Origin of the sequence: Bacillus sp. L75 (genome assembly GCF_003676355.1) — a bacterium.
Taxonomy (GTDB): Bacteria; Bacillota; Bacilli; order Bacillales; family Bacillaceae; genus Bacillus; species Bacillus velezensis.
On the sequence record NZ_ML064902.1, the window covers coordinates 1 to 26,128 of the forward strand.

Consider the following 26,128-nt stretch of genomic DNA (forward strand, 5'->3'; position numbering starts at 1 on the left):
ATCAGGACTATCCGTTTGAAGAGCTAGTGGAGCGGCTCGGGGTGCAGCGGGACACAAGCCGCAATCCGCTGTTTGACGCCATGCTTGTCGTCCAGAATATAGAGCATGAGGAACTGCTGTTGGACGGTTTGCATATTCAGAATGCGGACGTGTCCCGTCCGGTTTCCAAATTTGATGTCACTTTGCAGGCTTCTGAAGGCGGGGGACAGATTCATTTTCTGTTTGAATATGCGGCGTCTTTATTCCGGAAAGAAACGATGCAGCGCTGGGCTTCCCACTTTATGACGATGCTTGAACACATTGTCCGTGAACCGGAAACTTCTTTACAAGCGATCAGCATGCTGACTGCTCCGGAACGGAACCGGATTCTTTCAGACTTTAACGGCATGACGGATCAACAGCTGCCTGAAAAAACAGTTCATGAACTGTTCATCACCCAGGCGCGAAAAACACCTGATGCCGCGGCCCTTATCAGCGGGGAAACATTGATCACATACAAAGAATTAGATGACTGGTCGAATAAAATCGCCAGAGCCCTGCAAAAACGGCAGATCGGACCTGATGCAGCCGTCGGCATTGTGATACCAAGATCGCCGGAACAAGTAGCGGCAGTCTTCGGGGTTTGGAAAGCCGGAGGAGCTTACGTCCCGATAGATCCTGAATATCCGGAGGAACGCAAGCAATATATCATCTCAGACAGCGGCACAGCGCTTCTCCTTACCGCACACGGTGCGATAGAACAAGTGCCTGATCGTTTTAACGGTGAAGTGCTCGCACTGGAGGATATTCAAGAACAGGATGCTTCGCCGGTCCAGTCATTATCAGCACCGGAAGATTTGGCTTACATCATTTATACATCGGGAACGACAGGCAGGCCGAAAGGGGTTATGGTCGAACATCGATCCGTCAGCCAAACCCTTCAATGGCGGAGCGGATTTTATGATCTGAATGAGAAAGATACGATTCTTCAGCTCTTTTCATTTTCATTTGACGGGTTTGTAACAAGCATGTTCACACCGCTGATTTCCGGTGCGAAAGCGGCCGTTTTAGCCGAAGATGAAGCAAGAGATATTCTTGCTATTAAACACTATCTTGCATCTTACCGCATCACTCACATGATCATTGTTCCCGTACTGTACCGTACACTGCTTGACGTACTGGAGCCGGGGGATGCAGAGTCTCTCAGAATTGTCACATTAGCGGGAGAAGCTGTCGACCAAAACATTATCAGCCGCAGTTTATCAGTTTGTCCACACACTGAGCTTGCCAATGAGTACGGCCCGACGGAAAACAGCGTCGCCACTACAGCGGCAAGACATATAGAACAAAGTAAGAACATCACGATCGGCCGTCCGATTGAGCATTCACACGTTTATATTTTAAACGGAGATCATCCGCAGCCGATCGGTGTAACGGGAGAACTTTGCATTTCGGGTTCCGGCCTTGCAAGAGGGTACCGCAATCTTCCTAAGCAAACGGCCCAAGCCTTTGTCCAAGACCCGTTCCAGAAGAACCGGCGCATGTACCGCACGGGCGACCTGGCAAAATGGCTGCCGGACGGCACGCTGCAGTATATCGGCCGAATGGACGAGCAAGTCAAAATCAGAGGCTACCGGGTGGAACTGAAAGAAATTGAATCCGCCTTAACAGGCATAAAAGGAGTCAAAGAAGCAGCCGTCACCGCTCTGCCCGCATCAGCAGGCCAAACGGAACTATGCGCTTATATCGTGACAGAAGAAGGAACAGAAAGTGAAACTGTGCAGCAAGCACTCAGAAATGAAATGCCCGCTTATATGGTGCCGGCGTTCTTTGAAACACTTGAAGCCCTGCCTGTCACACCGAACGGGAAGCTTGACCGCCGCGCGCTTCCTGAGCCGCGGAAAAAAGCGCACACCGGACGGGCATTTACCGAGCCTGAAAGCGACATGGAAAAAGAGCTGTCCGCGATTTGGAGCGAAGTGCTCGGAACTGAAAACATTGCCGCGGATCAATCATTTTTTGAACTGGGCGGCGATTCCATTAAAGCCCTGCAAGTATCAGCCCGATTACATCAGGCAGGAAAACAGATCGCCGTAAAAGATATTTTCAGCCGGCCGACAATTAGGGAGCTGGCGCCTTATGTCCGTACAGAGCGGCAGCCGGTCAGCCAAGCTCCTGCAGAAGGAGAAGTGAAGTGGTCGCCGATTCACAAATGGTTCTTCACACAAGACATGAAGGAAGCAAATCATTTTAACCAGTCCGTCATGCTGACGAGAGCAAATTCAATAGATGAAGAGGCTCTGAGGAAAACGCTAAAAGCCATTACCGTTCATCATGATGCCTTGCGCATTGTCTGCAAAAAAGACGAAGAGAAAGGTCTTCTCCTCTTCAACAGACCGGCTGACCTCGCAGATGAGCAGCTTTACAGCCTGACCATATTAGAAATGGAAGGCGATGAGCATGAGAAGGAACGTTTTGTAAAACGCCGCGTCGCAGAGCTTCAGAGAAACATGGATTTAGAGAACGGGCCGCTGGTACAGGCGGGGCTGTTCCGCTCTGAAGCAGAAGATTACTTGTTTCTGACGGTCCATCATCTCGCTGTCGACGGGATATCATGGCGGATTTTATTGGAAGACTTGGCTTCTGCTTATGAACAGGCCGTCTCTGGACAGGAAATCAAACTCCCTCCGAAAACCATGTCATTCAAAACATATACGGAGCAGCTGGCCGATTATGCCGAAAGTAAACAGCTTCTTCAGCAGGCGGAGTATTGGCGGGAGATTGAACACTATGAAACAGAAAGTCTTCCTTACGAACAGGCAGATTTATCTCAAACTCCTGCAAAAAAACGGAACACGGTATCCTTCACTCTGACAGAAAGTGAAACGGACGCCCTGTTGAAAGATGTGCACAGTGCCTACAATACGGATACGCAAGATGTGCTTTTGGCTTCCGCCGTGCTTGCCATTCAAAAGTGGTCGCCGCGGCACGCTTTGAAAATCGCCCTTGAAGGACACGGACGCCAATCAGAGCAGGCAGGTGCGGACATCAGCAGGACAGTGGGGTGGTTCACTTCCATTTACCCGGTGCTTTTCCGGAGCGGAGTTTATGAACCTCTTGAAGAATATGAAATTCGCACATTGAAATCCGTCAAAGACACATTGCGGCGCATTCCGGATAAAGGGAACGGATACGGCGTCCTCAAATATTTAACACCGCCGAAGCTTGCCGGGATGACTTTCGGGAAAGCACCGGAGATCAGCTTTAATTATCTCGGACAATTCGATGCGCCCGGCGGGAACCCGGCAGAAACGGAACAGCCTGACGCGTTTCAGTTTTCTCCTTTGGGAGGCGGAGATGATGTGACAGATACATGGAAACGGGAGCAGTCACTTGAAATCAGCGCGATTGCGGCAAAAGGCCGGATGACCGTCAGCATTTCCTATGAAACGGAGCGCTTCCGGCAAGATACGATCGAACGGCTGTCCGAAAGCTGCCGGTATTATCTCCTGAAACTGTCGGAACACTGCCTCAGCAAAACCGATACGGAGAAGACCGTCAGTGACTTTGATGATCGGGAGCTGACTGAGGAAGCATTGCAGGATATTGCCGACTTACTCAGCTTCCACTAAACCGAGCGGGAGGAACACATGGACAAAACAAAAAATATCCAAAATATTTATCCCCTCAGCCGAATGCAGGAAGGAATGCTTTTTCATTCCTTTCTGCAAAAGGAGGGGGCTGCATATATCGAGCAATCCGTCTTCACCATAAAAGGCCGGCTTCGTCCGGAATTGTTTGAGCAAAGCGTACAGTCTGTCATCAGCCGTCACGATATTTTCAGAACGGTTTTTTTACCTCATGTCGCTCAGCTGAACGGCCCCCGCCAAGTTGTGCTGCGTGAGCGGGAATTCCGGCTGCACCGCGAAGATCTTACACATTTGGACGAAGCGGAACAGAGCATCTATTTACAACGATTTAAGGAACGTGACCGCTTAAAAGGCTTTGACTTGCAAAAGGATATGCTGATGCGCGTTTCTTTGTTTAAAACGGCTGACGAAAAATATGTATGCGTCTGGAGTCACCATCACATCCTTATGGACGGCTGGTGCCTCGGCATCGTCCTTCAGGAATTCATGCATATGTACCGGGCGATTGAATCAGGCTCACCTGTCACACTGGCACCCGCAAAGCCTTACAGCACTTATATTACATGGCTGACTGCTCAGGACAAAGACGCGGCTTCTGAGTATTGGAAAGGATATTTAGCAGGCTGCGAGACACCCTCAGGACTCCCGAAAATATCGGCCCGTCCCCAGGAAAAAGGCTACCGCAAGGAAGAGCTGCTGTTTTCTATAGATCAAAACCTGACGGACAAGCTGAAAACCATCGCCAAAGAAGAGGGCGCTACGCTCGCAGTTCTTATGCAGACTGTATGGGGCCTGATGCTGCAGCGCTACAACCGGACGGACGATGCCGTATTCGGCGCCGTCGTATCAGGGCGGCCTTCCGTCATTGACGGCGTGGAAAGCATGATCGGGCTGTTTATCAATACCGTTCCGGTACGCATTAAAACGGGTGACGAAAGCTTTAGAGAACTGCTGGGCCGCTTGCAGAAAGAAATGCTTGACTCAGAGGCGTTCAGCTATCATCCGCTTGCTGACATCCAATCGCAGACTGAGCTGAAACAGGATTTAATCGACCATATTATCGTGTTTGAAAATTATCCGATTCAGCAGCAGATGAAAGACGCGGAAAAGGAATCGGATGCACCATTCCGGATCGGGAATGTCAACGTTTCGGAACAATCGGGCTACGATTTTAACCTCATCATAGCGCCTGGCGATGAGCTGCTCATCAAATTCAGCTACAATGCGAACGTTTATGACGAAGTATGGATAGAGAGCGTAAAAGGACACTTGGAAGAAGCTCTGCGCGGCGCCGCCTTCAATCCCGATGTTCCCGCTGATCGGCTTCCGATGCTCGGACAAAAGGAAAAATCAAGAATAATCGGCGAATTTAATGACACGAAAACAACTTATGAAAGAGATGAAAGCATCATCAGCCTGTTCAGCCGACAGGTGAAGAAAACCCCGGACCATCAGGCGCTTCACGCCGGCGGGCTGACGATGACGTACCGGGAGCTCGATGAACGGTCAACTGCATTCGCCCGCACCCTGCTGGAAAACGGTCTGGCGCCAAAGGGAATTGCCGGGATTCTGGCCGAACGCTCACCGGAATTTATCATCGCTGTTCTCGCTGTATTGAAAGCGGGAGGGACGTACCTTCCTCTTGATGCAGAACTGCCAACCGACAGGATCGCCGATATGCTCACTGAGAGCGGAGCACAGCTGTTAACGGTACAAAAAGGAATTGAGACTGACATTGACTTTTCTCACATCATCTCTATCCCGGCTGCAGCTGAAAAACAAACACCTGATGCGGGAAAACTGAATACCGATACAGCACCTGATGACCTTGCCTATATTATGTATACATCCGGTTCAACAGGAAAACCGAAGGGCGTGATGATTTCCAACCGAAACGTCGTATCGCTCGTGTCAAACAGCAATTACACGTCGGCTGGCATGTCGGACCGTCTCATTCTGACAGGGTCCATCGGTTTTGATGCAGTGACGTTCGAAATCTTCGGAGCGCTTTTGAACGGAGCATGTCTTCATGTGGTTGACCGCTCGACAATGCTTGCCCCTGAGAGGTTCGGCAATTATCTTTCTTCCAACCGTATTACGATTCTGTTTTTGACGACGGCGCTCTTTAACCAGTTCGCCCAGGCAGATCCGGAGATGTTTTCTGGGTTGCACACCTTATATGTCGGCGGAGAAGCATTGTCCCCGGCGCTCATCAATAAGGTCAGACACCGCTGTCCGAATCTCAGCCTTTATAACATATACGGACCGACAGAAAATACGACATTTTCTACCTTTTACGAAATCAGGCACGATTTTTCTCAGCCGATCCCAATCGGAAAACCGATCAGCAATTCAACCGCGTATATCATTGATAAAAATGGCGGACTTGCGCCGATCGGCGTGCCCGGTGAGCTTTGTGTCGGCGGTGACGGGGTTGCCAAAGGCTATTTAAACAGGCCTGACTTAACAAGTGAAGCGTTTGTCAGCCACCCGGTTCATCCTGAAGAAAAGATCTACAAAACAGGCGACTTGGCACACTGGCTGCCTGATGGAAGCATCGGATACATCAGCCGTATCGACCGCCAATTCAAGATTCGCGGGAAGCGGATTGAGCCGGCCGAAATCGAAGCGCGCTTGACTGAAATTGATGGAATCAGGGAAGCGGCAGTCATCGTGTCAGACGAAGGACAAGAAGCAATCCTTTGTGCGTATTATACAGGCGCACATGTTGAAGAAAGAGCCATTCGATCCCTGTTGGCCAGGTCGCTTCCCGACTATATGATTCCTCAGTATGTGATGAAGCTTGACCGTATGCCGCTTACCGCAAACGGCAAAGTGGACCGCCGCGGGCTGCCTGCGCCAGAACGGAAAAAAACGTCATCAAAAGCCGTTCCGCCACGAAACTGGGTAGAGCGTGAGCTGATCGACATTTGGACGCCGATCCTCGGCTGCAGGGAGATGGGCATACAGGATGACTTCTTTGAGCTGGGCGGCCATTCTTTGAAAGCATTGCAAGTGATTCATCAGCTGAAGACCAGGCAGCAGATGGATGTGCCGATTGAAATGATATTTGAATATCCGACAATTGAACAATTGGCTGAAAAGCTGTATTCAAACACACTGACAGAAGCTGCAGAGCAGCATATCAGCAGACTGAACCAGTCGAAAGGCCGCAATCTTTTCTGTTTTCCGCCTATCTCAGGTTTCGGCATTTTCTTTAAAGATCTTGCGGCGGCATTAAATGGACGGGCTGCTGTGTACGGTTTTAACTTTATTGAAGAAGACAGCAGAATGGAACAATACATTGATAAAATGCTGGAAATCCAGCCGGAAGGCCCTTATATACTCTTCGGATATTCGGCAGGCGGCAATACGGCATTCGAGGCGGCAAAAGCGATGGAAAAGCGCGGCTTAGAAATCAGCGACGTCATTATCGCAGACGCGTACAGAAAGCTTGACACATTGCCGCCGCAGCCAACAAACGCAACAGCCGAAAATGTCCCGGAAGCCGTCAGGGAAGCGGTCATCCGAAAAACAGAGCGCTATCAAACGTACTGGGCGGAACTGATAAATGACGGCCAAATCGCGGCAAACCTCCATTTTATCGAGGCCGGCATAAAGGAAGAGCACAGTGATAAGACCGAGCCGATGAAATGGGAAGGCGCCACAACGGGACTCTATCAGGAATATCAAGGCGGGGGCGCCCATAAAGATATGTTTGAACCCGCCTTTGCACAGCAGAATGCTGAGGTCATACTGGACATCATTGCAAACAGCGGAAGACGCTTGGCGCGGAATCTGTAACATCCGGCAGAATGGTTCAGTATGACAGAGGGCAAGATAGGGGAATCAAACCAGTTTTTTTGGAGGCTTTGACATGACGAACCTATCTTGGCTTACGTATGTAATGATCATTCTTGCCAGCTACCGGCTGACCCATTTGATCGTATTTGATAAGATTACGGAATTCATAAGAAAACCCTTTATAAAGCAAGAAAAAACCGTCGATCAAAACGGGCGCGCCGTCCAAAAAAAAGTCCCTTCCTCCGCATTCGGTTATATGCTGCAATGTTATTGGTGTGCGGGCGTCTGGTGCGCCATATTGATCGGCATCTGCTACTTGGTCTGGCCCCGCTATGCACATCCGGTTATTTTCATTTTGTCCATCGCCGGAGCGCAGGCCATTCTTGAAACGTGTGTCGGCGTCGGAACGAAGGTCATTGACGTGCTCGCCGCTATGAAACATAAAAAGTCCTGAAGCGTTTTGATTCGCTTTAGGACTTTTTTCTTTCCCTTTTAGGCTGAGAGGAGCAAAGCAGGCTTTCTGATTCACCGCCCGGAATGCTTCGGAATACCGTAAAGCAGAGAGGGGGAAAAACATGAAAAGCTGCCGTTTTAGCATGATATGGTTTTTGGCCGTTGTACTGACAGCCGGCATCTTTACATTCTCAGCATCCGCACAAGCAAGCGGCACTCAGCCGGAGAGAGAAATGAGAGCCGTATGGATCGCGTCTGTCACCAATATCGACTGGCCCTCTAAAAAAGGGCTGTCACCGGAAGAGCAAAAAAGAGAATACAGCAAGCTGCTGGATGACGTTCAGGAGATGGGAATGAACGCCGTTATCGTCCAAATTAAGCCTGCGGCTGATGCTTTTTATCCATCAGATTACGGGCCTTGGTCAGAGTATCTGACAGGAACACAAGGCAAAAATCCCGGCTACGATCCGCTTGCTTTTTTAGTTGAAGAGACACATAAACGGAATCTTGAATTTCACGCTTGGTTCAATCCTTACCGGATCACGATGAATCACACAAATTTGAATGCGCTTTCAGATGATCATCCCGCGCGTTCGCATCCGGACTGGGTCGCTGCATACGGAAAACAGCTGTACTACAATCCGGGCATTCCGGAAGTAAGACAATTTATAACGGATGGAATCAAAGAGGTGGTCAGCCGTTATGACATTGATGCGGTTCATATGGATGATTATTTTTATCCTTATAAAATTGCCGGACAGGAATTCCCCGATCAGGCGGAATACGAACGGTACGGAAAAGCTCACTTTGCATCAGTTGATGACTGGCGCAGGGATAACGTCAACCGGCTTGTAAAAGAAATCAACCAAACCATCAAACGAGAAAAACCTTATGTCAAATTCGGAATCAGCCCGTTCGGCGTATGGAGAAATGCCGCAGATGACCCGACAGGCTCCGAAACGGCCGCCGGGGTGCGGAACTATGATGATTTATATGCTGATACGAGAGAATGGATCCAAAAAGGATACATTGATTACATCGCACCGCAAATTTACTGGAGCATCGGATTTAAAGCGGCGGCATATGACGTCTTAGCGGATTGGTGGGGAAAAGAAGTGAACAATCGGCCGGTGCATTTATATATCGGGCAGGCAGCTTATAAAATCAACAACAACGCTGATCCGGCCTGGGCCGACCCGGGGGAATACGGAAGGCAGATTACTCTAAACAGGGGATCAGCATGGATAAAAGGCAGCATGCATTTCAGTTTAAAGGATTTAAACCGTAATCCGCTCGATGTGAAAAACCGTTTGATCAAAGACATGTACAGCCGGCCCGCATTAATTCCCGAGATGCCTTGGCTCGGACATTCCGCTTTAAAAAAACCGGCTGTCAAACGGGCGGAGAAGAACGCTTCAGGCCATACACTCTATATTGAAGATGCGAAATCCAACGGTAAAAAAACGGCTTATTACGCCATTTACCGCGCAGAAAAGGGAAAGCAGCCTTATTTAGTGGATACAGTCAGAAAAACATCGTCACGGACGCAGACATTTTCAGATACTGATATTCGGGCGAAAGAAGCCTGCACCTATTTCGTTACTTCCGTTGACAGGCTTCACCATGAGAGCCGTCCCTCCGCAAAACGGACAATTAAATAGCCATTATTAATAAAACTGACCGTTGCGGCGCTGTCAGTTTTTTTTGTAGCGGATGAGTCCGAATGTTCAGACTTTATTTGGATGGAATGAATAAAGACCCCCATTAATAAAATGTAGAAAGCAGCAGAAGGAGGAAGGTTAATGAATTTTCAACTGACAAAAGAACAGCAGATGGTGCGCGAAATGGTCAGAGATTTCGCCAAAAATGAAATTGCCCCGAAAGCCCATGAGGTTGATCAATCGGCCGTCTTCCCGATAGACACATTTAAAAAAATAGGCGAACTCGGGCTGCTCGGAATTCCGTTTCCGGAAGAATACGGCGGGGCGGGCGGTGATACCATTTCATATGCAGCAGCGGTCGAAGAAATCGGAAAAGCCTGCGGCAGCACGGGGCTGAGCTACGCGGCGGCCGTGTCACTCGGCGCAAGCCCATTATACTATTTCGGTACTGACCAACAAAAGCAAGAACATCTTATTCCGCTTGCTTCGGGAAAAGCGCTCGGATCATTCGGGCTGACAGAGCCGAATGCCGGTTCCGATGCCGGCGGAACCCAGACAAAAGCCGAGAAAAAGGGCGATGACTATGTGATAAACGGAGAGAAATGCTGGATCACAAACGCAAATTACGCCCGCACGGTCATTGTCACCGCCGTTACGGGAAAGAACTCCGCCGGAAAACCGATCATTTCAGCTCTCATCGTCCCGACAGACACACCGGGATTTACGATCACAAATCCGTACGACAAGATGGGTGTGAGAGGGTCGGATACGGCCGAACTTGTGCTGGAGGATGTCAGGGTGCCTGCCGATAACCTGCTCGGTGATCCTGAAAAAGGTTTTAAACAATTTTTATATACATTAGACGGCGGGCGGATCTCGATTGCGGCACTGGCTGTCGGTATCGCTCAAGGCGCACTGGAGGCATCGCTGTCATATGCGAAGGAACGCAAGCAGTTCGGCAGTCCGATATCGTCATTTCAAGCCATTCAATTTAAGCTGGCCGATATGGCGATGGAAATTGACCTTGCCAGACAGATGGTGCTTAAAGCGGCATGGCTGAAGGATCAAAACCTGCCATTTACGAAAGAAGCTGCATTCGCCAAGCTTTATGCTTCAGAAATGGCCGTCAGAACATGCCTTCAGGCCATCCAAATTCATGGCGGTTCCGGTTATATGAAGGAATGCGGCGTCGAACGTATGCTTCGTGACGCAAAGCTGATGGAGATTGGCGAAGGAACGTCAGAAATTCAAAGAATGGTCATCGCAAGACAGCTTTTGAAGTGAAATGAAAACGTTTACTAAGACAGGGATGGAAGGGGGGCAGGTCATATGGCTGAACTTATCCATTTAACAGCCGGAAAGCTGCTTGAGCGGACCGCGGAGCTTTTTCCGGATCGTGAAGCGGTTGTTTACCCTGAGCGCGGCCTTCGTTATACGTATGCCGAGTTTGACCGGTTATGCCGGCAAACCGCAAAAGGGCTGATGAAGCTGGGAGTTGAAAAAGGAGATCATGTTGCCATATGGGCATCCAACATTCCGGAATGGCTCGCGGCGCAATTTGCAACGGCGAAAATCGGCGCCGTTCTGGTCACCATTAATACCAATTTTCAAATCGCAGAGCTCGATTATCTGCTGGCGCATTCAGACGTCTCGGCCTTGATAATCATGGATTCCTACCGGCAGACATCTTATGTTGAGATGGTGAATAAGCTAATTCCGGAGCTGAAAACTTGTGAGCGCGGCAGGCTGCGTTCGAAACGTTATCCCTTTTTAAGGACGGTGTTATATATCGGTGATAAAAGCCTGCCCGGGATGCACCGTTGGGATTCATTGCTGGATAATGCCGAAGCTGTAACGGATGCAGCGCTTGACGGAAGGATGGACAGCCTGAAAAAGGATGATTGCATTCATATGCAATATACATCAGGTACGACCGGATTTCCGAAAGGCGTCATGCTCTCACATTTTAATATCGTAAATAACGCGGCCAATATCGCAGAATGCATGAAGCTTACTTCATGTGACCGTTTATGTATTCCCGTGCCGTTTTTCCACTGCTTTGGGTGCGTGCTCGGCGTGCTGGCATGTGTTTCCGCGGGTGCGGCGATGATTCCGATCGAACAGTTTTCTCCGCCGGCCGTTCTGAAAACGGTGGAGCAAGAAGCCTGCACGGCTCTGCACGGTGTACCGACGATGTTTATCGCCCTCCTAAATGACAGCCGTTTTTCTGAATATGATCTTTCCCACGTCCGAACCGGGATTATGGCAGGCTCGCCATGCCTGGCGGAAGTCATGAGAGAAGTGATCGGCAAAATGGGGATGACTGACATTACAATTGCCTACGGACAGACCGAAGCATCACCTGTCATTACGCAGACAAGAACAGATGATCCGTTTGAAAGAAGAGTGGAAACAGCGGGGCGCGCGCTTCCCCATATCGAAGTCAGAATCGTTCGGCCCGGAACATCCCAAGAAGCCGCCAGGGGCGAACAAGGAGAGCTCTGCACCCGCGGATATCATGTCATGAAAGGCTATTATAAAAATCAAGAAGCGACCGAAGAAGCGATAGACAAAGACGGCTGGCTGCATACCGGTGATTTGGCGGTCATGGACGAGGACGGATACTGCAAAATCACGGGCCGTCTGAAAGACATGCTGATCAGGGGCGGCGAAAATATCTATCCGCGCGAGATTGAGGAAATGTTATATCGGCATCCCGCAGTGGCGGACGTTCAGGTCGTCGGCGTGCCTGATCCGAAATACGGAGAAGAGGCCGCGGCGTGGATCAGGCTCAAAGACGGACAAACCGCTTCCGCAGAAGACATCAGAACCTTTTGCAAAGAACATATCGCCCGCTATAAAGTCCCCAGGTATGTTTTGTTTACAGATGAATATCCAATGACAGCCTCAGGAAAAATTCAGAAATTCAAGCTGCGGGAAAAAACGATTGAAGAGCTCAAGTTAACTTAATGAAAAGGGAGTGCTTCACATTTGTTTAAAAAAGTCCTGATTGCCAACAGAGGAGAAATCGCCTTACGAATTATCCGCACCTGCAAACGTCTCGGCATCCCCTCGGCAGCTGTGTATTCAGAAGCCGACCGGGACGCGCTGCATGTAAAAGCGGCTGATGAGGCCTATCCGATCGGTAAATCGAGAGTAAATGAAAGCTATTTACATATCGACAGAATCATAGAAGCCGCCAAATCCGCCGGAGCGGACGCCATTCATCCGGGCTACGGGCTTCTGTCAGAAAACAGCCTGTTCGCCGAACGCTGCCGGAAGGAACAAATCACATTTATCGGTCCGCCCGGTGATATCATCGCCAAGATGGGCAGCAAGATTGAAGCCCGAAAAACGATGCAAAAAGCAAAGGTCCCGATCGTTCCCGGTGTTTCAGAGCCATTGCCCGATGTTCACTCCGCCTTAGCCGAAGCCCGTGCCATCGGTTTTCCGGTCATGCTGAAAGCGTCCGCAGGAGGAGGCGGAATCGGCATGCAGATCGTACATTCAGAAGAAGAGCTGGCCAAAGCGTTCGAAGGAAATCAAAAGCGGGCCGCGTCCTTTTTTGGAGACGGCGCAATGTACATGGAAAAGGTCATTGAAAATGCCCGTCATATTGAAATTCAGATACTCGCAGATTCTTTCGGCAACACCGTTCATCTGTTTGAACGTGACTGTTCAGTCCAAAGGCGCCACCAAAAAGTGATAGAAGAAGCGCCGTCGCCGTTTGTTGACGATGAATTAAGACAAAGACTCGGTGAAACCGCCGTTAAAGCCGCAAAATCGATCGGCTACCAAAATGCAGGCACAATAGAATTTCTCGTCGACCAAAAGAAACAAATCTATTTTTTAGAGATGAACACCAGACTGCAGGTGGAGCATCCGGTGACAGAAGAAATTACAGGACTGGATCTTGTGGAAGAACAGCTGAAAATTGCCGCTGGGCAGGCGCTGCCTTTCTCGCAGAAAGATATCAACCACCGCGGTCATGCGATTGAAGTGCGGATCTATGCGGAAGATCCGGTCACCTTTTACCCGTCACCCGGTACCATCTCGTCTTTTTCCGTTTTAAGACACCCGTCAGTGCGACACGAATGCGCCGTCGAAAAGGGAAGCGTCATTTCTCCGTTTTACGATCCGATGATTGCCAAAATGATCGTCACGGCGAATACGAGAAAACAAGCCATTGAACAACTGAAAACCGCTCTTGGCGAATATCATGTAGAAGGGATTAAAACCAACATTCCGTTGCTTACAAAAATTGCCTATTCAGAAGTGTTTGAAAAGGGCGAGGCAACAACCGGTTTTTTACAAACAATGAACGAGGGGGCGTCCAAATGAGCGTCATAAAAATTCAAATGGCGGGAAACCTGTGGAAAATTCATGTGAAGCCGGGTGATGTCATTGAAGAAGGACAGGAAGTGGCCATCTTGGAATCTATGAAAATGGAAATTCCGATTATCGCTGATGCAGCGGGTACGGTGAAAGAAGTGAAAAAATCAGAAGGTGATTTCACTGATGAAGGAGAGGTCCTGATTGAACTTCAATAAAACGGGAGGTGCAGCATGAACTGTCCGAAACATGTCCGCATCAATGAAGTAGGACCGCGTGACGGCTTGCAGAATGAATCGGCGTGGGTGGATACAGAAGATAAGATTGAGTGGATCAATATGCTGTCAAAAACAGGCCTTCCCTATATCGAAGTGACATCATTCGTGCATCCGAGATGGATTCCGGCTCTTCGTGACAGCCTGGACGTCGCAAAAGGCATTGCCAGATCTGAACATACGGTCTACGCGGCTCTCGTTCCGAACCTCATCGGACTGGAGCATGCGGCAGAAGGCGGAATCGATCAGGCATGTGTATTTTTATCTGCAAGCGAAACCCATAACCAAAAAAACGTAAACAAACCGATTGACCGGACCGTTCAAGAGCTCAGGCGGGTTATTACTGAAGCAAAAGCTGAAAAAATGGCGACGAGAGCTTATCTGTCCACTGTGTTCGGCTGTCCGTACGAACAGAACGTGCCGGTCGAACAAGTCATCCGCCTGTCAGACACCCTGCTCGAAATGGGTGTTGATGAAATATCGCTCGGCGACACGATCGGCGCGGCAAACCCCTTGCAGGTCATAGCCGTGCTTGAAGCCCTTTTGCCGAGAATTCCCGCCTCAAAAATCGCACTCCATTTCCATGATACAAGAGGAACGGCTCTAGCGAATATCATTCCCGCTCTTGATATGGGCATCACATCCTTTGATACTTCCTCAGGCGGGCTTGGCGGCTGCCCGTACGCCCCTGGATCAGCAGGAAACGCTGCCACAGAAGACGTCATTTATATGCTCGAACAAATGGGGATTGATACCGGGACGGACATGAATAAACTTCTTTATGCCGCCGGCTGGATCGCGGATAAAATAGGCAAAGACCTGCCAAGCAGAAACCTGCAGGCATTCAGAACGAAATGAGAAAGGAGAAGCCATGGGAGATTGCGTCTTGTATTCCGTCTGTCAAGAAACGATCGGTCTGATCACGCTGAACCGCCCGCATGCGGCCAACTCGCTGTCTTCAGACATGATTGATCATTTACAGCGTGTGATTGAAGACATCAAAAACTCGCCATTCATTCGTTGTGTCATTCTCACCGGCACCGGGAACACATTTTGCGCCGGTGCTGATTTAAAAGAAAGAGCGGGGATGAATCATGAACAGGTTAAGCAAAGCGTCAGGCGTATCGGTGAAACGGCCGCATCCATTGAAGCTCTCCCGCAGCCGGTCATTGCAGCGCTGAACGGAACCGCTGTCGGAGGAGGCCTTGAACTCGCTCTCGCCTGCGATATCAGAACAGCCGTCAGCCAGGCGGGCCTCGGCCTTCCTGAGACAGGGCTTGCGATCATTCCCGGAGCAGGCGGAACGCAGAGACTGCCCCGGCTTATCGGTCCCGGCGCGGCAAAAGAATTGATCTATACCGGCCGAAGGCTTTCTGCCGAAGAGGGAAAAGACATGAAGCTGATCGAGCATGTTTGTGAAGCCGGTGAACTTATGGAAAAAGCAAAAGCACTGGCCGGCCGCATCGCCGCTAATGGGCCGATCGCCGTCAGACAAGCAAAATCCGCGATAAACAAGGGTCTGGAGACAGATCTCAATACAGGACTCGAAATCGAACGAAAAGCATATGAACAAGTCATCCCCACACTTGACAGAGAAGAGGGCCTGCGCGCTTTTAAAGAAAAAAGACCCCCTGAATACAAAGGAAAATAAAACATGGAGGGACTCGGATGGATTACGAAAAAGAACGGCAGACACGCAGCAAAACGATTGAAAAGGGAGGAGCCGCGAAATATCACGCAAGCAACGAAAAGAAGGGAAAACTTTTTGTAAGAGACAGGCTGAAGCTTTTATTCGATGACGGCATATCCGTTGAAGACGCTTTTTTCGCCGAGTGCATGTCAGACGGACTGCCGGCTGACGGGGTCGTTACCGGGATCGGAACCATCGGCGGCAGAACCGTTTGTGTGATGGCAAACGACTCAACCGTAAAGGCGGGCTCGTGGGGCGCGAAAACGGTGGAAAAAATCATCCGCATTCAGGAGGCGGCGGAAAAGCTTCAGTGTCCGCTCTTGTACTTAGTCGATTCCGCAGGTGCGAGAATTACGGATCAGGTCGACATGTTCCCGGGCAGAAGGGGAGCCGGCCGCATCTTTTATAATCAAGTAAAGCTGTCGGGCCGCATTCCGCAAATCTGTTTATTGTTCGGCCCTTCCGCTGCGGGCGGCGCTTACATTCCGGCCTTTTGCGACATTGTCATTATGGTTGAGGGCAATGCATCCATGTACTTAGGTTCCCCGCGTATGGCAGAAATGGTGATTGGCGAGAAAGTATCGCTTGAAGAAATGGGCGGCGCCCGTATGCATTGTTCCGTATCAGGCTGCGGTGATCTCCTCGCCCGGACGGAACAGGAAGCAATCATGATGGCGCAGACATATCTCAGCTACTTTCCGGCAAATTATACTGAAAAAGCGCCCGTCAACAAATCTAAGAACCCGAAAGCTTTTGAAAAACCGCTCTCAGATGTCATCCCGGCACATCAAAACGCACCGTTCAACATGATGGATTTAATTGAACGTGTCATTGATGAAGACTCATTTTTTGAGATTAAACCGTTATTTGCGCAGGAATTAATAACGGGGCTTGCGCGGATTCACGGACAGCCGGTCGGCATTATCGCCAATCAGCCGCGTGTCAAAGGCGGGGTTTTATTTCTCGATTCGGCGGATAAAGCCGCAAAATTTATCGCTTTGTGCGACGCATTCCATATTCCGCTTCTATTTTTAGCAGACATTCCCGGATTCATGATCGGAACGAAGGTTGAGCAGGCGGGCATCATCAGGCATGGCGCAAAAATGATCTCCGCAATGGCGGAAGCGACTGTTCCGAAGCTTTCCGTTATCGTCAGAAAAGCCTACGGTGCCGGATTATACGCGATGGCGGGGCCTGCTTTTGAACCGGACTGCTGTTTAGCGCTTCCGACTGCGCAAATTGCCGTTATGGGTCCTGAAGCAGCGGTGAATGCGGTCTACGCAAACAAAATCAGTGAGCTAGCCCCTGAAGAAAGGCCGGCTTTTATTCAAGAAAAGCGTGATGAATATAAGGAAGACATTAACCTTTACCGGCTTGCTTCTGAAATGGTGATTGACGGCATTGTTCCTGCTGATTCCTTGCGGGAAGAACTCAATAAACGCCTCACTGCTTACATGTCCAAACAACTGACATTCACACACCGGAAACACCCCGTATACCCGGTATAAATAAAAAAAGACTGCATAGATCCGGCTCGCAGCCGTTCTTATGCAGTCTTTTTTCATAGTCTTGATCTCATTTTCTTCACAACAAAATAAACAACAATAAATACGAGAGCCAATATAATGATCGGAGTTGTATACATTCCGGCATAGCTGTCTACGTCTTTCCACTGTCCCCCGAGCTGATACCCGAGATAAACGAAAATGACAGACCACGGAATAATGGCGAGTGTCGTCAATATGACAAACTTGGAAAGAGGCATTTTCGCAAGGCCGGCCGGGATGGAGATCGCATGTCTGACGACCGGGATAAACCGCGCCGAGAACACAACGCCGGCGCCGTAACGGCGAAACCAGTTTTCCGCAACATCAACATGATGCTTTTTCAGAAGTAAGTACTTGCCGTACTTGTCCAAAAACGGCCGTCCCCCATAACGGGCGATCCAGTAAATAAAGCACTGCGCGATCGTTCCCCCGATCACACCGGCGACAATGGCGCCGAAAAAGCTGATCGTGCCTTCTGACACCATGTAGCCTCCGTAAGCCAGAACGATTTCACTCGGAATGATTTCGATCATTAATCCGAGCGCAATCCCTAAATAGCCCATACTTGTCAGCCAGGATAATATTTCACTAATAAAATTGCCCACACTGTTCACAACCTCTTTATCTTTTTACCCAATTATATGACTGATTGACAAGCAAAATGGTTACAAATTATTTTTTAACGCACGATTTCTTCAGATTCTCTTTTTAACACCTCTTCTAAATAAGCTAAAAGTTTCGGTCTCATTTCTTCCCGCAGAAGCCCGATCTCCGTGCCGGCCTTAAAACAGCCGATTTTATCTCCTATATCAAACCGGCTTCCTTCAAGCTCCCGCGCGTAAATGCTTCGGGTGCGGCACACTTCGCGCAGCGCGTCTGTCAAATGGATTTCATTGCCCGCGCCTCTTCCGATCGTCTTCAGCGTTTTAAAAATAGCAGGGGTTAATATGTAGCGGCCCATCACGGCAATATGAGAGGGCGCCTTTTCAACAGCCGGCTTCTCAATCAGATCCTCAACCTGGTACACATGACCGCTCTGCCGCCCCGTCTGTATAATACCATATTTGCTGACATCAGCAGGATCGACGGGCTGTACGCCGACCGTTTCTGTGCCGTGTTGGTTATAGACGTCGATGAGCTGTGAAAGAGCGGGAGTATCAGATACCATAATATCATCACCTAATAGAACGGCAAAAGGCTCATCTCCGATAAAATGCTCCGCACACAGCACCGCATCTCCTAGTCCGAGCGGTTCTTACTGACGGATGTAATGAATATTGGCCAAATCGGCAATCCGCTGCATTTCCTTCAGCGTCTCCGTCTTGCCTTTTTCCTCAAGATTGAATTCCAACTCCGCCGACCGGTCAAAATGATCTTCAATCGAGCGTTTGTTTCTCCCTGTAATAATCAATATATCTTCAATTCCTGATGCTGCGGCCTCTTCGACAATATATTGGATGGCCGGTTTGTCGACAATCGGCAGCATTTCTTTCGGCTGCGCCTTTGTCGCCGGCAGAAATCTCGTTCCTAAACCTGCTGCGGGAATGACCGCTTTTCTCACTTTTTTTCTCATTCATCTTCACTCCTGATCCTGTATGTTTTTCAGCGAATCTCCAAATACCCAGATTCGGTTTCCGATAAAATTCATCATCATCCCGCCGATAGTGGCGGCGAACTTACTCACCAATAGCGAACAGCCGCCTTTTTGAAACGCGTAAAGCAGCAAAAAGGTGATTCCCGACGCGGCAAGATTAATCATGAGAAATCGCATGATCTCTTTCCCGTCAGCCTTGCGTTTTACACGAAACGTCCACTTCCGGTTCCATACATAGCTGTTGATGATCCCTGCCGAATAGGAGCAGATCTGCGCCGGAAGATAGGGGACATGACAAGCGGCGAGAAGAAAGAAGACACCAAAATCGATCAGCGTATTGCCGACGCCTACAGTGCAAAAACGGCCTGCTGTCTTTACTTTTTCTTTCAGCATAACGGTGACCTCCCCTCATAATAAGATGCGGTTCGCTGTCCTATTTGTTGATATGGATTACTTTAGCGGACAGTGTTGAATAAACAATTACTAAAATATGAACAAAACATGAAAACGTAATGAGACTTTGCAAAACTTATTAAGTTAACAGTTTGATAGTTTAGGTTGACATATTCCGCGAAGGGCACTAATATTCTGTATAAGTGTTAACCTTAAATTTATTTTGGTTAACATTAATTTTCAAAGTAAGAGAAAGGAGGGGAATATATGCGGGAAGAAACCTATTACAGCGTCAGAATGAGAGCTTCCCGAAACGCCCCCCATGAGCAGGGCGGAAAACACATTTCCGGCGGAGAACGGCTCATCACTTACAGCGGTTTACAGGAAGCGGTAGATGGCTTATTACATAAAGGCTTCTCGCACTCAAGAGGGATACCTGATTTTATGCAGATTCAGCTTGAAAGTATTAATGAACCGATCGAAACGATCCGCCCTTTGCCGGTTGCTTTCCATCAAACAGACACGCCGGAAAAAGGACAAGCAATCGCCCGCAAGCTTCTGCAAAAGGCGGGGATTCCCCCGCACATGATAGAGAAAGCGTACGAAAACATTGCGGAATATGCAGAAGCAAGAGGAGCGGTCCTGTTTGATATCCGGGCAGGAAAACGCATTGACGGCAGAGGAAATAGAGGTGTGCGGGTATCACGAGTGGATTGGCCGTCACATGATTTTCAAAAATGGGCTTTTACGCACAACATGCCGGAAAATTCACGAATAAAAGAAGCACATGCCATCGCGGCAAAAGTTTGCGCACATCCGGGGATTATTGCCGAATTGTGCTGGTCAGATGACCCTGATTACATAACAGGCTACGTTGCCGCAAAGAAGCTGGGATATCAGCGGATTGCCAAGATGAAGAATGCCGGAGATGAAAGCGGCTGCCGGATTTTCTTTACAGAAGGCTCAATAGATACAGAGAGCTGTATCCATTTTTTAGAGAAGCAGCCTGTATTCATTCAGCGGGAGGAGAACATATGAAACAATCAATGATTGAAAAAAGCAAACAGCATCTTTGGCTGCCCTTCACACAAATGAAAGATTACGATGAAGATCCGTTAATCATTGAAAGCGGAAACGGGATCATGCTGAAAGATATCAGCGGCAAAGAATATTATGACGGCTTTTCTTCAGTATGGCTTAATGTACACGGCCACCGCAAAAAAGAAATGGATGAAGCGATTCAAAAACAGCTTGAAAAAATCGCTCATTCGACTTTGCTGGGTATGACGAACGTTCCCGCAACAGAACTTGCCGAGATGCTGACAGGCATCACACCGGAAAAGCTGACACGCGTTTTTTATTCCGACAGCGGAGCGGAAGCAATGGAAATCGCTCTGAAAATGGCCTTTCAATACTGGAAAAACATAGGGAGACCCGAGAAACAGACGTTTATTTCTATGCAGAACGGCTATCACGGCGATACGATCGGAGCCGTCAGCGTCGGCTCCATTGAACTCTTCCACCATGTGTACGGCCCGCTGATGTTTGAAAGCTACAAAGCCCCGATTCCGTATGTATACAGATCTGAAAGCGGCGACCCCGTACAGTGCCGGGATGAATGCCTTCACGCGCTCGAACAGCTGCTTGCAAAGCACCACGAAGAGATTGCCGCACTTACGATTGAATCGATGGTGCAAGGCGCATCCGGCATGATCGTCATGCCTGAAGGCTTTCTGGCAGGCGTACGAGAGCTGTGTACGGCATATGATGTGTTAATGATCGTTGACGAAGTGGCGACGGGGTTCGGCCGCACCGGAAAAATGTTTGCCTGTGAGCATGAAAATGTCCAGCCGGACTTGATGGCGGCAGGGAAAGGCATTACGGGAGGCTATTTGCCGATCGCTGTGACGTTTGCCACAGAAGCCATTTATGAAGCCTTCTACGATGACTACGACAAAATGAAAACATTTTTCCACGGCCATTCCTATACAGGAAATCAGCTTGGCTGTGCCGCGGCAATTGAAAATCTGCGTTTATTCGAATCAGAGCGCATTGTTGAACAAGTCGCCGAAAAATCAAAAACGGCAGCGAAATTTCTTCATGATCTGAAGCAGCTTCCTCATGTCGGCGATGTCCGCCAGCTCGGTTTGATGTGCGGCATAGAGCTTGTGCGGGATAAAGAGACGAAACAGCCTTATCCGCCTGAAAAGCGGATGGGATACAAGGTTTCCTTGAAAATGAGAGAGCTGGGTATGCTGACACGGCCGCTCGGAGACGTCATCGCCTTTCTGCCGCCGCTTGCCAGCACAACCGATCAGTTACAAGCCATGATCTCCATTATGAAAGAAGCGATAGCCGAGGTGACCGGCCGTGGATTTTGACGGATGGCTCCTCGGAAGGCTCGATGCGGTGAAAAGAGACGGGCTGTATCGGATGCTGCGAACACAGGAAACCGCTCTTAAAACCAAGGGGCAAAAGCGGCAGACCTGGGCATCCAATGACTATTTAGGCCTGTCAAAAGATGAACGGCTGATCACAGCCGCGCAAACAGCGCTGAGCCGGTTCGGAGCGGGAAGCGGCGGCTCACGGTTAACGACAGGAAATACTGTGTGGCACGAAAAACTTGAACAAACAATCGCGGACTTTAAACAGACGGAAGCGGCTTTATTATTTTCAAGCGGTTACTTGGCGAATATCGGCGTGCTTGCCTCACTGCCTCAAAAAGGCGATGTCATTTTAAGCGATCAACTGAACCATGCGAGCATTGTTGACGGCTGCCGTTTATCAAAAGCGGAAACCATCGTGTACCGCCATATTGATATGGATGATCTTGAGAAAAAACTCGCCTCCGTCCAGACTCGGAAACTCCGCTTTATCGTCACGGACGGGGTCTTCAGCATGGACGGCACCATCGCGCCTCTTGACCGCATAATGGCGCTTGCAAAGCAGTACCAGGCATTTGTGATAGCAGATGACGCGCATGCAACCGGTGTACTCGGGGAAAACGGCGGAGGAACCAGTGACTATTTCGGTGTTTGTCCTGATGTTGTCATCGGCACATTAAGCAAAGCTGTAGGAACGGAAGGCGGTTTTGCCGCGGGATCAAACATTTTCATTGATTTTTTGCTGAATCAGGCGCGGACGTTTATTTTTCAGACGGCCCTCCCGCCGTCAATTTGTGCGGCTTCGCATACGGCATTTGACATCATTTCAGATATGCACGATAAGCGCCGGGAGCTGCAGTCGTCTGTCAAAAAGATAAAAACGCGTCTGGCCGATATGGGCTTTACCGTAAGAGGCGGAGATACACCGATTATCCCCGTTATCATCGGTGATGCAAAAACAGCGGTTTCAGCCGCTGCGCTGCTGGAGAAAAAGGGAATCTGCGCCCCGGCCATCCGCCCGCCCGCCGTTCCGGAAGGCGAAAGCAGAATCAGGCTGACCGTTACGGCGGATCGCAGCTTACAGGACATAGACGAGCTGACAGAAGCATTTGATTCCATTAGAAAAGAGCTGAATATAAACAAATGAGAAGTTTTTTTGTCACAGGAACAGATACCGGCGTCGGAAAAACCATCGTTTCTTGCGGTCTTGCCGCGGCATTCCGGCAGAAACAGGCGGATATCGGAGTGTTTAAGCCGTTTTTAAGCGGCGTGCCGCGGACTCATCAGGAAAGTGACACCTCGCTCTTGAAAGACATGTCACAAACCGCACTGTCTCATGAAGAAATCACGCCATTTGAATGGAAAGAGCCGCTTGCCCCGTACACGGCCGCCATGCTTGAGGGGAAATCCGTGAGCATGGCGGATGTCATGGCCCACTGGAGTAAGATCAAAAATCGTCATGAGTGTTTCATCGTTGAGGGGGCAGGCGGCATTTCCGTCCCGCTTGGTGAAAATTACTTAGTCAGTGATCTGATAAAAGCCATGGAATTGCCGGCGGTGATTGTCACCAGGCCTGATCTCGGAACCATCAACCACACATATTTAACCGTTGAATATGCGAAAAACATGGGGATAGAGGTTCTCGGCATTATTATCAACGGCGTAAGGAGCAGGCCGGGGCTGGACGAAAAGACAAACCCGAGCATGATTGAAATATTATGCAAAGTTCCGATTTTGGGAATCACACCGAAGCTGGATCACGTTTCATCGGAAAACATTCAACACATGATTGAGAAACATATAGATGTTTCCTCTTTCATGAATCTGACACAAATGGGGAGATAAACATGAATCAATGGATGGATCTTGCAGAGAGAGTGCTGGACGGGGCGGAAGTAACGAATCAAGAAGCGCTGGCCATTTTAAATTGTCCTGATGAGGATCTTTTATTGCTGATGCATGCCGCTTTTCATATCAGAAAACGATTTTACGGAAAAAAAGTAAAGCTGAATATGATTATGAATGCCAAATCAGGCCTGTGTCCGGAAAATTGCGGGTACTGTTCACAATCTTCAATATCAAAAGCGCCGATTGAGTCTTACCGGATGGTGGATAAGCATATATTGCTAAAGGGGGCAAAACGCGCCCACGACCTGAATATAGGGACATACTGTATCGTCGCCAGCGGGCGGGGACCGTCAAACAGAGAAGTAGATCAAGTTGTTGATGCTGTCAAAGAAATTAAAGAAACGTACGGTTTAAAAATCTGCGCATGTCTCGGTCTGCTGAAGCCGGAACAGGCAGAGCGGCTGAAACAGGCAGGAGTAGACCGGTACAATCATAACATCAATACATCACAGAGGAATCACTCAAACATTACGACCTCCCACACGTATGACGACAGGGTCAATACAGTGGAAACGGCGAAACAATCGGGGATGTCACCTTGTTCTGGTGTCATCGTCGGCATGAAAGAGACGAAACAGGACGTCATTGATATGGCGAACAGCTTAAAAGCGCTTGACGCCGACAGCATCCCGGTTAATTTTCTGCATGCGATTGACGGAACTCCGTTAGAAGGGGTAAGCGAATTACATCCGGTGTATTGCCTGAAAGTGCTCGCCTTGTTCCGTTTTATCAATCCGTCAAAAGAAATCCGTATCTCAGGAGGCCGGGAAGTCAACCTTCGTTCGCTACAGCCGCTGGGACTTTACGCCGCAAATTCGATTTTCGTCGGAGATTACTTAACGACAGCAGGGCAGCAAGAAACAGAGGATCATCAAATGCTCCATGATTTAGGTTTTGAAGTCGAATCCGTTGAAGAAATGAAAGCCGGCCTGCAATCCGCCTGCAATACGGAGGTATAAGATGACGGCGGACCTATCGATTGCACATCCGTCTCTCCATGCGGATTCGGATTTTTGGAATGACCCTTACCCGTTTTATGACAAACTGCGATCCATTGATCCTGTTTATAAAGGAACCGTATTAAAATATCCGGGCTGGTATGTCACCGGGTACAAAGAAGCGGCAGCGATTTTGAAAGACATTCGGTTTAAAAACCGCATTCCTCTTCCGGAAGCTTCAACGAAATATCAAAATCTATCGCATATCCAGCACGATATGCTGTTATTTAAAAATCAATCAGACCATAAGCGGATGCGGATGCTTATCGGTAAAGAATTTACCGCAAAGACGGCGGAATCACTTCGCCCTTGTATAAAAGAAACGGTTCATGACTTGTTGGATCAAGTCCAAATCAAAAAAACCGCGGACCTTGTTTCAGAGTTTGCCTTTCCATTGGCAAGCCTTATCATTGCGGAGATACTCGGAGTGCCGAAAGAGGAGAGATATCAATTCAGACAATGGACGGCAGACGTCATCCAGGCCATTGATCTTACCCGATCAAGAAAGACGTTAGTCAGAGCAAGCGACACCGCAGGCAGGCTGACGTCATATTTCAAAGATTTGATTCACAAGCGGAAAGCGCACCCTCAGCAAGACTTGATCAGCAGGTTTATTATGGAGGAACAGCTTTCAAAAGAGGAAGTGCTCGCGACATGTATCTTACTTGTCATAGCCGGACACGAGACGACGGTAAACCTCATAAGCAACGGTGTGTTTACTTTATTGAAACACCCTGAACAGCTTAGCGCACTGAGAGAAAACCCCTCGCTTATTGAAACTGCAGTTGAGGAATGTCTGCGCTACGACAGCCCCGCGCAGCTGACGGCACGCACCGCCTCAGAAGACTGCGAAATAAATGGGAAGACCATAAAAAAAGGAGAGCAGGTATATATCCTTTTAGGGGCAGCCAATCGCGATCCAAGCATATTCGATCAACCTCACAAAATGGATATCCAAAGAAAGCCGAACCCGCATCTTGCATTCGGAAAGAACGCCCATTTTTGCATAGGCTCCTCATTAGCGCGCATCGAAGCACAAATTGCAATTCTTACACTGTTTGAGCGGATGCCTAAGCTTCGGCTGGCTGCACACCGCCTTGAATACCGCAAGCTCATTGGTTTTAGGTCGCTCAAAGAGCTTCCGGTTGTCATTGGCTGAATGACCATGCAGGAGGGCCGGATTTTATCGGTTCCTCTTGCAGGAAATAAATGAAAGAAAAAAGAATACATATTTATAAAGCAAAAATCCTCTCTGATCCATCTCACTATCCCTAAAAAAACTCACTGCTCAGCCAATCAATCTAATACAGCAAGGGTCTCCTTTTCTTTCGCCAAAACGGAACATTCACCATGATGCACATTTTTTCAGCCTCAGAAACTGTGCAAAACCGGCATGTTTTTTGCTTTATTATCTCGATTTTTTGTAAGCGCTTACTAATATTGAGCAGAAAAGAGGGGGA

Annotated in this window: 18 protein-coding genes and 2 pseudogenes; 17 read left to right on the forward strand and 3 right to left on the reverse strand. The window is 49.0% G+C overall.

The features are described from left to right. The 11 genes from D5S11_RS03665 to D5S11_RS03715 form a co-directional block, all read left to right on the forward strand. Window positions 1–3,611: non-ribosomal peptide synthetase (locus D5S11_RS03665; RefSeq protein ID WP_128424595.1), on the forward strand; the 3,611-nt coding region annotated here is incomplete at its 5' end. Between the two features lie 18 nt (window positions 3,612–3,629). Continuing rightward, window positions 3,630–7,433: a non-ribosomal peptide synthetase gene (locus tag D5S11_RS03670; RefSeq protein ID WP_108724933.1), complete on the forward strand. Its 3,804-nt coding sequence runs from the start codon at window positions 3,630–3,632 to the stop codon at window positions 7,431–7,433. A 73-nt stretch (window positions 7,434–7,506) separates the two neighbouring features. Further along, a complete protein-coding gene (locus tag D5S11_RS03675) occupies window positions 7,507–7,887 on the forward strand; it encodes a DUF1360 domain-containing protein (protein WP_007410116.1) in 381 nt (126 codons plus the stop codon). A 121-nt stretch (window positions 7,888–8,008) separates the two neighbouring features. Further along, window positions 8,009–9,547 carry a glycoside hydrolase family 10-like protein gene (locus D5S11_RS03680; protein ID WP_007410117.1) on the forward strand — a complete coding sequence of 513 codons (1,539 nt, stop codon included), beginning with the start codon at window positions 8,009–8,011 and terminating at the stop codon, window positions 9,545–9,547. A 141-nt stretch (window positions 9,548–9,688) separates the two neighbouring features. Then, window positions 9,689–10,831, forward strand: a complete 1,143-nt coding sequence (locus tag D5S11_RS03685) for an acyl-CoA dehydrogenase family protein (protein WP_007410118.1) — start codon at window positions 9,689–9,691, stop codon at window positions 10,829–10,831. A gap of 45 nt (window positions 10,832–10,876) precedes the next feature. Beyond that, window positions 10,877–12,517, forward strand: a complete 1,641-nt coding sequence (locus tag D5S11_RS03690) for an AMP-binding protein (RefSeq protein WP_108724934.1) — start codon at window positions 10,877–10,879, stop codon at window positions 12,515–12,517. A 21-nt stretch (window positions 12,518–12,538) separates the two neighbouring features. Continuing rightward, window positions 12,539–13,888 (forward strand): acetyl-CoA carboxylase biotin carboxylase subunit, encoded by a 1,350-nt coding sequence (locus D5S11_RS03695; RefSeq protein ID WP_106080063.1) that lies wholly within the window; start codon window positions 12,539–12,541, stop codon window positions 13,886–13,888. Then, the gene (locus D5S11_RS03700) at window positions 13,885–14,097 is read left to right on the forward strand and encodes an acetyl-CoA carboxylase biotin carboxyl carrier protein subunit (RefSeq protein ID WP_007410121.1); all 213 of its coding nucleotides are present in this window, start codon (window positions 13,885–13,887) and stop codon (window positions 14,095–14,097) included. Before D5S11_RS03695 ends, D5S11_RS03700 begins: the two co-directional genes overlap by 4 nt. Before the next feature lie 15 nt (window positions 14,098–14,112). Then, window positions 14,113–15,012: a hydroxymethylglutaryl-CoA lyase gene (locus D5S11_RS03705; protein ID WP_007410122.1), complete on the forward strand. Its 900-nt coding sequence runs from the start codon at window positions 14,113–14,115 to the stop codon at window positions 15,010–15,012. A gap of 13 nt (window positions 15,013–15,025) precedes the next feature. Further along, window positions 15,026–15,805, forward strand: coding sequence for an enoyl-CoA hydratase (locus D5S11_RS03710; protein ID WP_108724935.1), 780 nt, complete (start codon window positions 15,026–15,028; stop codon window positions 15,803–15,805). A gap of 17 nt (window positions 15,806–15,822) precedes the next feature. After that, complete coding sequence (locus D5S11_RS03715) at window positions 15,823–17,352, forward strand: acyl-CoA carboxylase subunit beta (protein ID WP_108724936.1); 1,530 nt, start codon at window positions 15,823–15,825, stop codon at window positions 17,350–17,352. A 53-nt stretch (window positions 17,353–17,405) separates the two neighbouring features. Here D5S11_RS03715 and uptA read toward each other — a convergent pair whose 3' ends face one another. From uptA to D5S11_RS03730, 3 genes and pseudogenes are all read right to left on the reverse strand, one after another. Further along, on the reverse strand, window positions 17,406–17,996 hold the full coding sequence (uptA, locus tag D5S11_RS03720; protein ID WP_032871608.1) for an undecaprenyl phosphate transporter UptA: 591 nt from the start codon (window positions 17,994–17,996) through the stop codon (window positions 17,406–17,408). A gap of 74 nt (window positions 17,997–18,070) precedes the next feature. Continuing rightward, window positions 18,071–18,964: pseudogene (gene galU / locus D5S11_RS03725) on the reverse strand (UTP--glucose-1-phosphate uridylyltransferase GalU). Window positions 18,965–18,970: 6 nt separating this feature from the next. Then, window positions 18,971–19,422 (reverse strand): annotated as a pseudogene (locus D5S11_RS03730) (GtrA family protein). Between the two features lie 223 nt (window positions 19,423–19,645). On the opposite strand from D5S11_RS03730, the gene D5S11_RS03735 reads away from it, so the two are divergent. Genes D5S11_RS03735 through D5S11_RS03760 form a run of 6 tightly spaced genes read left to right on the forward strand, consistent with a single transcriptional unit; the run spans window position 19,646 to window position 25,827 of the window. Further along, the gene (locus D5S11_RS03735) at window positions 19,646–20,416 is read left to right on the forward strand and encodes a 6-carboxyhexanoate--CoA ligase (protein ID WP_047935774.1); all 771 of its coding nucleotides are present in this window, start codon (window positions 19,646–19,648) and stop codon (window positions 20,414–20,416) included. After that, complete coding sequence (gene bioA, locus D5S11_RS03740; RefSeq protein ID WP_106080060.1) at window positions 20,413–21,759, forward strand: adenosylmethionine--8-amino-7-oxononanoate transaminase; 1,347 nt, start codon at window positions 20,413–20,415, stop codon at window positions 21,757–21,759. The genes D5S11_RS03735 and bioA overlap by 4 nt, the downstream gene beginning before the upstream one ends. Next, window positions 21,749–22,909 (forward strand): 8-amino-7-oxononanoate synthase, encoded by a 1,161-nt coding sequence (gene bioF / locus D5S11_RS03745; RefSeq protein WP_108724937.1) that lies wholly within the window; start codon window positions 21,749–21,751, stop codon window positions 22,907–22,909. The genes bioA and bioF overlap by 11 nt, the downstream gene beginning before the upstream one ends. Further along, window positions 22,906–23,607 carry a dethiobiotin synthase gene (gene bioD, locus D5S11_RS03750; RefSeq protein WP_108724938.1) on the forward strand — a complete coding sequence of 234 codons (702 nt, stop codon included), beginning with the start codon at window positions 22,906–22,908 and terminating at the stop codon, window positions 23,605–23,607. The genes bioF and bioD overlap by 4 nt, the downstream gene beginning before the upstream one ends. Before the next feature lie 2 nt (window positions 23,608–23,609). Next, window positions 23,610–24,629: a biotin synthase BioB gene (bioB, locus tag D5S11_RS03755; RefSeq protein ID WP_007410132.1), complete on the forward strand. Its 1,020-nt coding sequence runs from the start codon at window positions 23,610–23,612 to the stop codon at window positions 24,627–24,629. A 1-nt stretch (window position 24,630) separates the two neighbouring features. Beyond that, on the forward strand, window positions 24,631–25,827 hold the full coding sequence (locus D5S11_RS03760; protein WP_015239958.1) for a cytochrome P450: 1,197 nt from the start codon (window positions 24,631–24,633) through the stop codon (window positions 25,825–25,827). The last annotated feature ends 301 nt before the right edge of the window (window positions 25,828–26,128 follow it).

Coding starts and splice junctions, on each gene's coding strand:
- D5S11_RS03690 (WP_108724934.1), top strand. CDS start 10,877: ATGGCTGAACTTATCCATTTAACAGCCGGAAAGCTGCTTGAGCGGACC.
- D5S11_RS03705 (WP_007410122.1), top strand. CDS start 14,113: ATGAACTGTCCGAAACATGTCCGCATCAATGAAGTAGGACCGCGTGAC.
- D5S11_RS03685 (WP_007410118.1), top strand. CDS start 9,689: ATGAATTTTCAACTGACAAAAGAACAGCAGATGGTGCGCGAAATGGTC.
- D5S11_RS03700 (WP_007410121.1), top strand. CDS start 13,885: ATGAGCGTCATAAAAATTCAAATGGCGGGAAACCTGTGGAAAATTCAT.
- bioD (WP_108724938.1), top strand. CDS start 22,906: ATGAGAAGTTTTTTTGTCACAGGAACAGATACCGGCGTCGGAAAAACC.
- bioB (WP_007410132.1), top strand. CDS start 23,610: ATGAATCAATGGATGGATCTTGCAGAGAGAGTGCTGGACGGGGCGGAA.
- D5S11_RS03735 (WP_047935774.1), top strand. CDS start 19,646: ATGCGGGAAGAAACCTATTACAGCGTCAGAATGAGAGCTTCCCGAAAC.
- bioA (WP_106080060.1), top strand. CDS start 20,413: ATGAAACAATCAATGATTGAAAAAAGCAAACAGCATCTTTGGCTGCCC.
- D5S11_RS03760 (WP_015239958.1), top strand. CDS start 24,631: ATGACGGCGGACCTATCGATTGCACATCCGTCTCTCCATGCGGATTCG.
- D5S11_RS03715 (WP_108724936.1), top strand. CDS start 15,823: ATGGATTACGAAAAAGAACGGCAGACACGCAGCAAAACGATTGAAAAG.
- D5S11_RS03710 (WP_108724935.1), top strand. CDS start 15,026: ATGGGAGATTGCGTCTTGTATTCCGTCTGTCAAGAAACGATCGGTCTG.
- D5S11_RS03670 (WP_108724933.1), top strand. CDS start 3,630: ATGGACAAAACAAAAAATATCCAAAATATTTATCCCCTCAGCCGAATG.
- D5S11_RS03680 (WP_007410117.1), top strand. CDS start 8,009: ATGAAAAGCTGCCGTTTTAGCATGATATGGTTTTTGGCCGTTGTACTG.
- D5S11_RS03675 (WP_007410116.1), top strand. CDS start 7,507: ATGACGAACCTATCTTGGCTTACGTATGTAATGATCATTCTTGCCAGC.